This window comes from Nitrospirillum guanabarense (assembly GCF_034653355.1).
Taxonomy (GTDB): Bacteria; Pseudomonadota; Alphaproteobacteria; order Azospirillales; family Azospirillaceae; genus Nitrospirillum.
In genome coordinates, this window is sequence record NZ_JAYEER010000004.1 from 681,024 (window position 1) to 693,199 (window position 12,176).

The 12,176-nt window shown below is 67.7% G+C and carries 8 protein-coding genes, 2 tRNA genes and 1 pseudogene; 4 read left to right on the forward strand and 7 right to left on the reverse strand.

Going from position 1 to position 12,176, the window contains the following annotated elements; genetic code table 11:
- Positions 1 to 23: 23 nt before the first annotated feature.
- Both UAA55_RS21100 and UAA55_RS21105 read left to right on the forward strand, forming a co-directional pair.
- Positions 24 to 875, forward strand: a complete 852-nt coding sequence (locus UAA55_RS21100; RefSeq protein WP_322955152.1) for a 2,4-didehydro-3-deoxy-L-rhamnonate hydrolase — start codon at positions 24 to 26, stop codon at positions 873 to 875.
- 73 nt (positions 876 to 948) lie between these two features.
- Complete coding sequence (locus UAA55_RS21105; RefSeq protein ID WP_322955153.1) at positions 949 to 1,776, forward strand: NAD-dependent epimerase/dehydratase family protein; 828 nt, start codon at positions 949 to 951, stop codon at positions 1,774 to 1,776.
- A 3-nt stretch (positions 1,777 to 1,779) separates the two neighbouring features.
- On the opposite strand, the gene UAA55_RS21110 is transcribed toward UAA55_RS21105, so the two are convergent.
- The 7 genes and pseudogenes from UAA55_RS21110 to UAA55_RS21140 form a co-directional block, all read right to left on the reverse strand.
- On the reverse strand, positions 1,780 to 3,810 hold the full coding sequence (locus UAA55_RS21110) for a M13 family metallopeptidase (protein WP_322955154.1): 2,031 nt from the start codon (positions 3,808 to 3,810) through the stop codon (positions 1,780 to 1,782).
- A gap of 129 nt (positions 3,811 to 3,939) precedes the next feature.
- Positions 3,940 to 5,655, reverse strand: coding sequence for an ankyrin repeat domain-containing protein (locus UAA55_RS21115; protein WP_322955155.1), 1,716 nt, complete (start codon positions 5,653 to 5,655; stop codon positions 3,940 to 3,942).
- Between the two features lie 199 nt (positions 5,656 to 5,854).
- Positions 5,855 to 8,572, reverse strand: coding sequence for a class I SAM-dependent DNA methyltransferase (locus tag UAA55_RS21120; RefSeq protein ID WP_416235241.1), 2,718 nt, complete (start codon positions 8,570 to 8,572; stop codon positions 5,855 to 5,857).
- A gap of 90 nt (positions 8,573 to 8,662) precedes the next feature.
- Positions 8,663 to 8,905 (reverse strand): annotated as a pseudogene (locus UAA55_RS31375) (hypothetical protein); the annotation flags it as partial.
- Positions 8,803 to 9,288, reverse strand: a complete 486-nt coding sequence (locus tag UAA55_RS21130) for a type IIL restriction-modification enzyme MmeI (protein WP_322955156.1) — start codon at positions 9,286 to 9,288, stop codon at positions 8,803 to 8,805. The gene UAA55_RS21130 and the pseudogene UAA55_RS31375, both read right to left, overlap by 103 nt.
- A 234-nt stretch (positions 9,289 to 9,522) precedes the next feature.
- Positions 9,523 to 9,596: transfer RNA gene (locus UAA55_RS21135), tRNA-Gln, on the reverse strand.
- Positions 9,597 to 9,666: 70 nt separating this feature from the next.
- Positions 9,667 to 9,740: transfer RNA gene (locus tag UAA55_RS21140), tRNA-Gln, on the reverse strand.
- A gap of 417 nt (positions 9,741 to 10,157) precedes the next feature.
- On the opposite strand from UAA55_RS21140, the gene UAA55_RS21145 reads away from it, so the two are divergent.
- Together UAA55_RS21145 and UAA55_RS21150 are read left to right on the forward strand one after the other, a co-directional pair.
- Positions 10,158 to 11,192: a Ppx/GppA phosphatase family protein gene (locus tag UAA55_RS21145; RefSeq protein WP_322955157.1), complete on the forward strand. Its 1,035-nt coding sequence runs from the start codon at positions 10,158 to 10,160 to the stop codon at positions 11,190 to 11,192.
- A 106-nt stretch (positions 11,193 to 11,298) separates the two neighbouring features.
- Positions 11,299 to 12,027 carry an RlmE family RNA methyltransferase gene (locus UAA55_RS21150; protein WP_322955158.1) on the forward strand — a complete coding sequence of 243 codons (729 nt, stop codon included), beginning with the start codon at positions 11,299 to 11,301 and terminating at the stop codon, positions 12,025 to 12,027.
- Positions 12,028 to 12,176 lie beyond the last annotated feature (149 nt).

Genomic DNA, 12,176 nt, shown 5'->3' on the forward strand with positions numbered 1-12,176 from the left:
CTAATCAGGGACAGGACTTTCCCATGAAGCTGCTGCGTTACGGCCCGGTGGGCCAGGAGAAACCCGGCCTGCTGGATGCCGCCGGCCAGATCCGCGACTTGTCGGGCCATGTGGCCGACATCGGCCCCGCCCAGCTGTCGGCCGAGGGCTTGGCCGCCCTGGCGGCGCTGGACATCGCCAGCCTGCCCGTCGTGTCCGGCAGCCCGCGCCTGGGCGTGCCCTACACCGGGACGCCCAAGTTCCTGGCCGTGGGCCTGAACTACGCCGACCATGCCGCTGAATCCAATCTGCCCCTGCCCAAGGAGCCGGTGCTGTTCACCAAGGCCATCAGCTGCCTGAACGGCCCCAATGACGACGTCATGCTGCCCCAGGACAGCGTGAAGAGCGATTGGGAGGTGGAGCTGGGCATCGTCATCGGCAAGACCGCCCGCTATGTCGATGAGGCCGACGCGCTGAGCCATGTGGCCGGTTACGTCCTGGTCAACGACGTGTCGGAGCGTGAGTACCAGATCGAGCGGGGCGGCACCTGGGACAAGGGCAAGGGCTGCGACACCTTCGGCCCCGTCGGTCCCTGGCTGGTGACGGCGGATGAGATCGCCGACCCGCAGAACATCGACCTGTGGCTGGACGTGAACGGCGTCCGCCGCCAGACCGGCAACACCAACACCATGATCTTCGGCGTGGCGACGCTGGTCAGCTACATCAGCCGCTTCGTCACGCTGCAGCCGGGCGACCTGATCACCACCGGCACCCCGCCGGGCGTGGGCATGGGCATGAAGCCGGAGCCAACCTTCCTGAAGGCTGGCGACGTCATGCGCCTGGGTTCCGACCTGCTGGGCACGCAACAGCAGACGGTCGTGGCCTGGCGCCGCTGAGCGCGTCCGCCGCGACGGGTGTAAAAGCGGGGGACGGGGAAACCTGTCCCCGCCCGCTTTTGGGGCCGCCGTCATGCGCATCCTCGTCACCGGTTCCTCCGGTCCCCTGGGCGCCGCCATCGTGCGCCAGGGGCTGGCGTGCGGCTGGGCGGTGACGGGGCTGGACATCCGGGCGGGCGCCACCACCGATATCGAGGCCGACGTGGCGGATGCCGGTGCGCTGGCACGGGCGGTCGAGGGCCAGGACGCCGTCATCCACGTCGCGGCCTTGCATGCGCCGCAGGTGGGGCGGCTGCCGAATGCCGACTTCCACCATGTGAACGTCCAGGCGACGGCGACGTTGCTGCGCCTGGCGGCTGAGGCGGGCGTGCGGCGTGTCGTCTACACCTCCACCACCTCGCTCTACGGCCACAGCCTGGTGCCGCCGCCGGGCGGCTTGGTCTGGGTGGATGAGCAGATGCCGGTTCGGCCGCGCGACATCTATGACGAAACCAAACAGGCGGCCGAGGGCCTGTGCGCCAAGGCGGCGCCCCGCTTTCCCCAGGGCTTGGCCATCCTGCGCATCGCCCGCTGTTTCCGCGAGGCCGCCCCCGTTCGCGCCGTCCACCGCCTGCACCGGGGGCTCGGCATGGCCGACGCGGCCGCCGCCCATGTGCACGCGGCGGCGGTGGGCATATCCGGCACCTTCGTCATCTCCGCCCTCACGCCCTTCCGGCGGGAGGATGCGCCGGCGCTGGCGACGGACGCCGAGGGCCTCATCCGGACCCGCCTGCCCCGGGTGGCCACCCTGTTCGACCGCCGGGGCTGGCCCCTGCCGGCTCGGCTGGACCGGGTGTACGACGCGGGGCGGGCAGCCACGGTGATGGGCTTCCGCCCGCGCTTCGATTTTTCGGGCTGGTAAGCCTCACCAGACACGCACCCTGTCCCCGGGCGGCAGGTAAAGCGCGGCGTCGGGGCTCACGCCGAAGGCGGCGTACCAGCCGTCCAGGTGGCGTACGGCTTGGTTCACGCGGCAGGCATCCGGGGTATGGGGGTCGTTGGCCACGTCCGCCCGCAACGCTTCCGGTCGCCGTTTGCCACGCCGCAGGCGGGCGAAGGCAAGGAAGAAACGCTGGTCGCCCGTCAGGCCGTTGATGACCGGAGCTTCCTGGTCCGCTGTCGCCATGTGATAGGCCGCATAGGCCAATTGCAATCCGCCCACGTCGGCCAGATTCTCGCCCAGGGTCAGGCGGCCGTTGACCGTCAGGCCGGGGGCCGCTTGGCAGGCGCCATAAAGGGCGACCAGGCGCTCGGCCAGGGTGTTGAACCGGGCGGTATCGGCCCCGGTCCACCAGTCGCGGGCACGGCCGGCCGCGTCGTACAGGCGGCCCTGGTCGTCGAAGGCATGGGTCAGTTCGTGCCCGATGATGGCGCCGATCCCGCCATAGGTTTCCGCCAGGTCCGCCTTGGAATCGAAGGCCGGTGGTTGCAGCAGGGCGGCGGTGAACACGATCGCCAGCGCGGCCCCGTCATTGTAGGCGTTCACCGTCTGTGGCGTGATGCTCCAGGCTGCCGGATCCACCGGCTGGGAAAGTCGCCGACGGTCCCGTTCCCAGGCCTGGGCGGTGGCGCGCGCCGCGTCGCCATACAGATCATCACGCCGCAGGACCAAACCGTCGTAGTGGTCCCCCGATGCCGGCGCGCCTATCATGATGCGATAGGCATCCACCTTGCGCGCCGCTTCGGCCTTGGCTTGGGCGGACATCCAGGTGGAGGTGGCAATGCGCTCCCTCAACGCGGCCTTGATGCGGTCCACGAGATCGGCCAGCGTTCGCCGCGCCTGGGGATCGAACCACCGGGCGGTATAAAGCCGGCCGACCGCGTCGCCGATGGCGCCACGGCTGTGGGTGATGTCCTTCCAGCCGCCCCCCGAAATCTGGGCCACGGCCTGACGCCAGCGCGGGGGCGCGGCCTTCTTGCCCTCCACCGCGCGGCCGTGGAAATCAAACCAGGCGTCAGCATACTCCGTGGACAGCACGGGCGCGGCGTTGTCCACCAGGTGAAAGGCGGCCCACGCCCGCAGCGCCGGCAACGGCGTGATCGCGAACAGGTGGGCCAGGGGGGGCAGGGCCGTCCGCTCCATCACCACGATGCGGTCGATCCGGTCCAACCCCGCCGCCTTCAAATAGGCGCCCCAGGGGAAACCGGGAGCCAGGCGGGTCAATTGCGCCGGCGTCATGGGGTTGTAGATGGCCCGCTCATCCCGTTGCTGGGTGGGGGGCCAACTGGCGTTCGCGATCTTGGTTTCCAACGCCAGGATGTCATCCGCCCGCGATTCCGCCTGCGGCCAGTTGGCCAGGGCGAGCAGCCGCGCGATATGGGCGCGATAGGCCGCGCGCTGCGGGGCGGTGGCGGCGTCCAGGTAGAAGGCGCGGTCCAGGCTGCCCAGGCCGCCCTGGCCCAGGTACAGGGCGTGGCGGGTGACGTCGCGGCTGTCACGGTCCACCGACAGTTGGAACCACGACCCCTGCAGGCTGGCGTTGGCCCGCCCCATGACCTCCGCCAGGGTGGTGCGCGTCGCCGCCAGACGCAGGCGCGCCAGTTCGTCATGAACGGGGCGCCCTCCCAGCGCATTCACGCGCGCCGTGTCCATGAAAGCAGCGTAGTAGGCCCCGACCTGTTCCGTTTCGCCTGTGGCGGCTGACCCGGCGCGCGCGGCTTCTTCCAAGAGGTCATGCACCCGCGCTTCCGCCAACTGCGTCAGTTGAGTGGCGGTGGAATAGCCTGGGCGGCTCGCCGGAATGGCCGTTTCATCCAGCCACCCGCCATTGGCGTGGCGGAAGAAATCCTGGCCGGGCGCGATCCCAGGGGCACCGCCCGGCCAGGGCGACGGCTGGGCGAGCGCCGCGCCCTTCATCATCAGAGTCACCACCAGGAGCGTAACGGCGAGACGCATGGCCAGCACAACCATGGCAAATGGGAAAAGGCGGCGGCATCGTAGCAGAACAGGTCGTCCAAGATCAGGAGGCCGCTCTTGCCACCTCCACCCCCACAGGGGTGGCCGCCGGTGGTCGCGTGGGCGCCATCACCCCTCCGCCGCCACCTCGATCAGGTCGGCGGCGTCGTCCAGGCCCCGGCGGCGGGCGACCTCGGCCGGCGTCTGGCCCACGGGGTTGCGGAAGGCGGGATCGGCGCCGAAAGACAGCAGCAATTCCGCAACCTCCACCGCCGACTCCTGATCATCCGGCAGGCAGAACAGGGCGGGCTCGCCCGGCCTATCCTGGCGGTTGGCGCGGTCCGGCTCTTCCGTCAGCAGGTCGCGCAGCCGGTCGACCTTGCCGGCGAAGCACAGGCCGCGGAAGTTGCGGCTGTGTCCGGCCAGGAAGTCCACCATCGCCCGCTGCCCATGATAGACGGCGTGGGTGAGGGGGGAACCGCCGTGGCGGCCGTCGAAGGGGTCGACCGCCGCCCCACGCGCGATCAGCAGCCGGCCGATGTCCACGGCGCCGGCATGGGCGGCGAAGTGCAGGGCGCGGCAGTTGTGGTCGTCGGCGATGTCGGGCGACATGCCGAGATCCAGCAACGCCGCCACCATGGCGACGTTGCGCGCCCGGATGGCGGCCATCATGGGATGGACGAGTCGCAGGAACTCCGGATGCGCCCGCGCCAGCCGGCGCAGGGTGGCGGTATCGCCGGCGGCGACGGCGGCCACGAACGCCTCATCCTCCGTCAGTGTCGCGCGCGTGGCGCCGTGGCGCGCCAGCAGGTCCGCCATGGCGGTGTGGCCGCCCAGCACGGCGTGCTTGATGACCGGCCGGCGGGAATAGAAGTTGACGTCGTCGGCGCGGGCGCCACGCTCCAGCAGCCATTCCGCGCGTCGCAAGTGGTTGTTGGCCACGGCGTTGCCCAGCAGATAGGCCATCGCGCTGCGGGATTTTTCCCCGCCCAGGGCGTTGGGCGCGGGGCCGGTCCATTTGGCCGTCTCCCCCCGCTGGGCCGATCGCGCCCACAGGAACTCCAGCCAATAAGTCGAATCCTCGGCCAGCGAGGTGTTGTATAGCGCCTGGGCGGCCAGGGGATCGGCGCCACGGTCGATCAGCAGGCGGGCGAACTCTTCCGCCTGCGGATGGGGCGCCTGACCGCCTTCGCCCTCCCCGATGACGCCGACCAAGGGCGTGAACTCCGGGTTCTGGTCCGACCAGCCGGCATCCGGGTCGGCGCCGGCGTCCAGCAGCAGGGTGGCGATGGCCAGCGCGTCCGCGCCCTCAATGGGCAGCCGCGCGTAGGCCAGGCGGGTCAGCGGCGTCCAGCCGTCGAAATCGCTGCGGTCATGCACCAGGCCCGGGTCCCTGGCGATGAAGCCGCGCACCGCGTCCAGGTCATGCGCCGCCACGGCGGTGTGGATGCTGGCCCGCGCGATCTCCGGATGCCGCGCCAGCAGGCGGGCCGCCACGGCGCCCCGGCTGCCGCCGTCGCGCTCATAGTCACCCCATTTCCGCGTGGCGGGGTCGGTGCCGTAGCGGTTGACCGACTTCTCCAGGAATAGGCGCACGCGCTCTTCCATGGTGCGGGCGCGATCCGCCAGTTCCTGCGCCAAGGCGGCCCAGGTGGGAAAGCCGTACTCGCGCGCCAGCGCATGCTGCACCTCGCGCAGCTTGGGCGCCGTGGCATGCCCGGGGAACACGGTGAGGAAGCGCGCGGCGGCATCGGCCTCGCCGGCGCCGATGGCCTTCAGCCAGCGTTTGGCCTCGCGGCGCAGGCCGTCGACGGTCGTGCGCGCGGATAGGATGCGAGAAGACATGGGACCTTCCTTCCGAAAGACGCCCGATGTCCGCTGCAAAGGGCCGGAAGAAGGGATATGGGAGGTACGGACGAAGCCGAATGGGTGGAGGCCAGGCCCCCTTGCCGCGGACAGGTGGCGCCCCAATGCGCACTGGCATTGAGAAGACGTCGAACGCCGGCGGATGTCAACAGAGCAGCATAGAGCCGCGTGAGCGGATTTAGAAGAAGTACCGCGCTTGATCAGGGGCGACGCGGCGGATTTGCCCCAGATCAGCCATGACCTGCAAGACCTCGGCCACCCGATCCCGCTTGGCGCGGGTGAACAGGCGCGCCAGATCCTCTGGCTGGGCAGGTTGGGTTTGCGAGGCCAAAGCCCACCGCAGCACGCCTACTTGGTCCGGCAGCATCTTGGGCCAAGGGCGGCGCGCGGTGGCGGCGGCCAAAGGCACCATGTCGCCAATGTCCAGGTTGCCCTGCACGGCGACGCTGTCGGGGGCTTGGTATTCAGGCCGCAGCCAGCGCACGTGCCCCGCCTCTTCCTCCGCCGCGCGCCGGCGGTTCAGCGCTACCACCCGCTCCAGGATAGCTTCGTCATCCAAGTCGCGCGGCCAGCCATAGGCAGCGGCCACCACTCTATCCAACTGATCGTGCAGATCGGCCAGGGTGCTGCCCAGTGCCTGTTCGTTCAGCGCCCGCAGTGCGTCATCCAGCGGCCGGCCGGCACGGATGGCTTCCACCACATTGTACATGGCGGTGAGGGTCAGCTCCGGATGCAGGGCCTTTTGCCGCCAACGGTGGCGATCGATCCGCTCCGCGATGTCCCGGATGCGCTGGCGCGTGGTGTGGTCACAATCGGGGAAAGGGAAGGGATCGAAGCAGCGGGTTTTGACGTAGACGGGATCGTTGCCTTGACCCAAATGGCCACCGGCAGCCAGCGCCCAAACGATATGGATGTGACTGGAAAGGACACCGAGGGTAAAGGCGTCATCAGATGCGATATTCAGGAGCTTGTTGTCTGGCAGAATTGATTGGTCAAGGAAAACGAACAAGCGGTGCTTTGCCGTTTCGGCTGTGGAGATATAACGTGCAAGTCCTTTCAGAGCAGGTCGAAATTCTTTTCTTGGCTCGCCAGCTATCCACCAGTTATCTCGGTAGGATGCTCGATTGTTCTGGTCGCGCTCAGGTTTAACGCGGTCATGGATCCGTTGGTACACAGCCGAATAACGATCCAACACATCGGTTTCGGATAATCCCAATAAATCAATAGCCATCAATCCTCGAGCTTTTCCCGTCAGATCGCGGCCATTCAGATATGATCTGATGTGCTTCTCAAGGCCGGGGATGTACCCCAAACCCAGTTGTCTGGCCTCCTCAGGTGTCACCATGAAGCCAGCGCCGTGCAACTTCACACCAGGCGAACATAAGGCGTCATTGGCCCGTAAAGACTTGGCGCTGGCGACGTTCGCGCCAATGCGTAAATCGGCCATGATGACGCCGATTGTTTGCCGTGTGTCCACCGCCACGTCACCCTGTCCCGTGGGCCTCTCACCGACCACCTCCACCAGCCGTCCCATTCCCTGGCCGCGCTCCGCCACCGTCATGGCGATGCGCACGGCGGCGGCTCCTGAGCCGTCGGCCCAGGGATGGTCGGGCACGGCGTAGACCAGGGACAGGGGTGTCTTGCCCTCCAGATGGGCCTGGACGATACGCCGGCTGAAAACCTGGTTCAGGCTGTTGGTGGTGATGAAGCCGAAGCGCCGCGTGCGGCCGCTGGCCACCGCTTGGGCGGCCCTGTGCCACCAGTACATGACATAATCGGCGGAAGCGGGCAGGTCTTTGTACGTGGCCCACAAGGCTTCGGTATAGCCGTCACCCAGGTCGGTGCGCAGGTCCTTGCCGGCGATGAAGGGCGGATTGCCCACGATGAAGTCTGCCTTCGGCCAGGGAGCCGTCTTGGGTTGGATGTAGCGGTATTGCTCCACCCTGGCCGTTTCGTCGGGTACCCGCTCGCCGGTGACTGGATGGACCTTGAGGGTCTTGCCGTCCCAGTGGGTTACAGGGCGTTGCTGCGCGTCGCGCTGCAGCTCCTGCCGCTCCCAGGTCAGCAAGGCGTCGCAATGACGGATGTTGGCGAAGTTGCGCAGCACCGGCTGGGCCGGCAGCGTTTTGCCCCGGGTGCGGAAGTGCCATTGCAGATAGCCAATCCACAGGACCAGCTCGGCGATGACGGCGGCGCGAGGGTTCTTCTCCAGGCCCAGGAATTGGTGGGGGTCGACCGTCTCACCCCGGATGTCCAGCCGATCCTGGCGTTCGCCCAAGCTGGCCCGCATCTCCAGTACTTCGCCTTCCAGGCGCTTCATATGCTCCATGGCGACATAGAGGAAATTGGCGGAGCCGCAGGCCGGATCGAGGACCGTCACGGTGCAGAGTTTGTGATGGAAGGCCTGCACTTCCATCAGGGCTTCCGTGTGGCGCCCGCTGTCCGCCAGCAGCAAGGCGGCAGCTTTCACATTGTCCCAGTCTGCGCGCAGAGGTTCGATGACCGTGGGAAAGACCAGGCGTTCGACGTAGGCGCGGGGTGTGTAATGCAAGCCGAAGCGGTGCCGCTCGTCGGCGTCCAGCGCGTTTTCCAGCAGGGTGCCGAAGATGGCGGGTTCGACGTCCCGCCAATCGGCCCGCGCCGCCTCAAGCAGCAGGTCGATCTGGGGTTGGGTTAGGGCCAGGGCGTCGGCGTTATGGAACAGGCCGCCGTTGAAGTGCAGCAAGTCCTCCGCCAAGGCGGGAGAGAAGCCGCCCTTGTCCATGGTTCGCCAAAGGTCGGCTGCCATGGGACGAAACTTGTCCGGCTTATGCCGCAGTTCCCGCAGCAGTCCGGTGAAGGACTCGAGCGGCAACAGCCCTACGTCCTCGGCGAACATGGTGAACAGGCAGCGCATCAGGAATTCGGCAACGGTGCGGGCGTCATGGTCGCGTTCCAGCGACTTGGCCAGCAAGGCCAGGCGTTGGGCGATTTCCCGCGTTGCTTTGGCCCGCACCTTGGTGGGGTCCAGTGAGGTCGGATTCTGCCAGACGGCGCGAAGCCGCCCCTGGATGTCCGGGCGGGCCAGATCGTCCATGCGGACACGATAAGAGGTGGCGTCGGGGAACTGCGTGTAATGCTTTCCGGTCAGAGTGAAGTCGGCGAACAGCTCGATGGAATGGCCCACGTCCACCACGACCAGGAAGGGTGGGTATCCTTCCGCCGACGGCAGGGCACGGGCATATCCCTCCGCCTGTCCTCGCGCCTTGACCATGGCGTCGTCCCAGCGGTGGGTGCCACGTGTGGCGCGGCCGCGGGCGTGCTTGAGCGGCTTCTCCCCAAACAGGTCTTGTCCTTCGCCGACCTGGGGGAGGCCAGCTGTTTTGCCTCCAGCACGAAGCAACCGCGTTTATACAGGTCGATGCGGCCAGCGCTTTGACTCTCGTCCGGATGGTGGAAGATCACCCGGCGTTCGAAGACATAGGCGTCGGTGTCGGGATCACCGGTCGCGGGATCGGGGCGGGGGAGATTCAGCGCGTCGCACAGGCCGGTCAGGAACAACCCGTAATTGGCGATTTCCGATCCGCTAACGCCGTTCCAAGTCGCGATGAAAGCGGCCATGCGGCCGTCCATTTCCCTGTTTTCCAAGGCCTTCCCCCACGCATCCCTCTGGCGCCGCCCCTCGTCGCCACGCGTGGTACTATGACTCTCATAGGTAGTTTATCTCAATAGAAATAAATCTATAAGTATATATTCCAAAAATTGCGCGGCTTCGCTCGGAATCAAACCATGGGTGTGGCAACCAACCTTGAACGTCGGGCCATTGGAGGGGGGGCATTGCCAGGTGGATAATCAGGGAAAGCCGTTTGGCTGGGGGACTTGGATTCGAACCAAGGTTGACGGAGTCAGAGTTCGTAGTCCTACCGCTAGACGATCCCCCAGCAGGACGGGCCGCGATGGCGCCTGGATCGGCGCCGGTGCTCAGGCAAGCGGAGCTGTCGCGGAAGAAATTGGCTGGGGGACTTGGATTCGAACCAAGGTTGACGGAGTCAGAGTCCGTAGTCCTACCGCTAGACGATCCCCCAGCAGAACGAACGCGGCGGCGCTGGCCACCATGTCCGTCGGACGGCGCGGCTTATAACACCCCTCTTTGGGGATGGGTAGCCCTTTCTTGGAAATTTTTTGACGGTCCGGACAAGGGGCGGGACATGCGGCAACGGGGGGCGCCGGGGAACGGTGAGGCGGTGGGGGGATGCAAGGCCCATCCATGGTCGAATTGCGGGGCGCAGACGCGTGCGCGAGGGTGGTGGTGCGGCGACGCTCTCATAGTCTAGAGTAATACCCGTGTGCCGCAGCGGCGCCGGGGCGCCCCCGAAGACCATCCGGTCCAGGGCGGCTGACCGGGTACCGGCCTGGCGGCGGTGATGCCCCCGAGGGGCGTACCCAATGGCCGTCCCTGAAGGGCATGGCCGCTGGGTGTGAAGGAAAAGGCTGGTTCGGCGATGAGTGAGACGGGCGTTCAGCCCCTGCCGGAAACCCGCGCCCCCCGGGGCGCTGGCCCGGGTGAGCCTGTGCGGCGGCCGGTTCTGGCCGCCTTGGACCTTGGCACCAACAACTGCCGCCTGCTGATCGCCCGCCCGGGACGGGAGGGCTTCCGCATCATCGACGCCTTCTCCCGCATCGTGCGGTTGGGCGAGGGGTTGAGCCGCACCAACGCCCTGTCGGACGAGGCCATGGCCCGCACCGTGGCGGCGCTCAAGATCTGCGGCAACAAGATGCGTCGGCGCGGCGTCACCGACGTGCGCGCGGTGGCGACGGAGGCCTGCCGCCGCGCCGCCAACTGTGGCGCCTTCATCGATCGCGTGGCGGAAGAGACCGGCATCCGCATCGAGATCATCTCGGCGGAGGAGGAGGCGCGGCTGGCGCTGGCCGGTTGCGCCGCCCTGCTGAACCGTCGCATCCCCCGCGCCCTGGTGTTCGACATCGGCGGCGGCTCCACCGAAATCATGTGGCTGTCCTTCAACCGGGGCCGGCCCACGCTGATCGATCAGGTCTCCGTGCCCCAGGGCGTCGTCAGCCTGACGGAGACCTTCGGCGGCGACCGCGTGCTGCCCGAGGCCTATCGCGGCATGGTGGACACGGTGGGCGCCGCGCTGGCCAACTTCGACGCCCGCAACGATATCCGGCGCGAGGTCGCGGCCGGCCGGGTGCAGATGCTGGGCACGTCCGGCACCGTCACCACCCTGGCCGGCATCCGCCTGGGCCTCACCCGCTATGACCGGTCGCAGGTCGACGGCTCCTGGCTGGGGCTGGACGAGGCGCGGGCGATCAGCAAGTCGCTGCTGTGCCTGGACTATGCCGGCCGTTCCGCCCATCCCTGCATCGGCCATGACCGGGCCGACCTGGTCATCGCCGGCTGCGCCGTGCTGGAAGCCATCTGGGAACGCTGGCCGGTGGAGAATTTGCGCATCGCCGACCGGGGCGTGCGTGAGGGCATTCTCACCGAGTTGATGGCTGCCACGCGCGGGAGAGGTTGAGGTTTCACTTGCCTTTGGCGGCGCCGGCACCAATATGCGCCGCTTCGAATCGATGTCGAGAGATGACGGGGCCGTGGGCCCGGCTCGGCCAAACCGGGTGTTCACCATGACCAAGTCCAAAGGCACGGGTAGCCAACTCAGCGGTCGCGGCCTGACCGTGCGCGTGAAGACGGCGGCCAAGCGTTCCGTCTCCTCCGCCCGCTGGCTGGAGCGCCAGCTGAACGATCCCTATGTGGCGGAGGCCAAGAAGCGCGGCTATCGCTCGCGCGCGGCCTTCAAGCTGCTGCAGCTGGATGAGAAGTATCACCTGCTGAAGCCCGGCACGCGCGTGGTGGACCTGGGTGCCGCCCCCGGCGGCTGGACCCAGGTGGCGGTGGAGAAGGTGCGCGGCGCCAAGGTCGTGGGCCTGGACATCCTGGGCATGGAGGACGTGCCCGGCGCCATCACCATGCAGATGGACTTCCTGCTGCCCGAGGCGCCGGACCAGCTGAAGGCGGCCCTGGGCGGCCCGGCCGACGTGGTGCTGTCCGACATGGCGGCGCCCACCACCGGCCATCCCAAGACCGACCACCTGCGCATCATGGCCCTGGCCGACGCGGCCTATGCCTTCGCGGCCGAGGTGCTGGCCCCCGGCGGCGCCTTCGTGGCCAAGCTGTTCCAGGGCGGGGCGGAGCGCAGCCTGCTGGACCTGCTGAAGCGCGACTTCGCCGTGGTGCGCCACGCCAAGCCGCCGGCCAGCCGCGCCGACAGCTCGGAAACCTATGTCGTCGCCACCGGCTTCCGCGGCGCCACCACTCGGCGCGACGATGCCGCCGCCGAGGGTGGCGAGGACTAAATCCTTAACCTTTCCACCCCGCGAGGGGTGAGGCGCGCGCAAGTCTGCCATGGCGGATTTGACCCATATGTGGTGGGTTCACAAGCGGGCAAGCGCGTGTATAGTGCATCGAACCTTAAGCCCTGGATGACGCGGCCGGCCCCATGTGT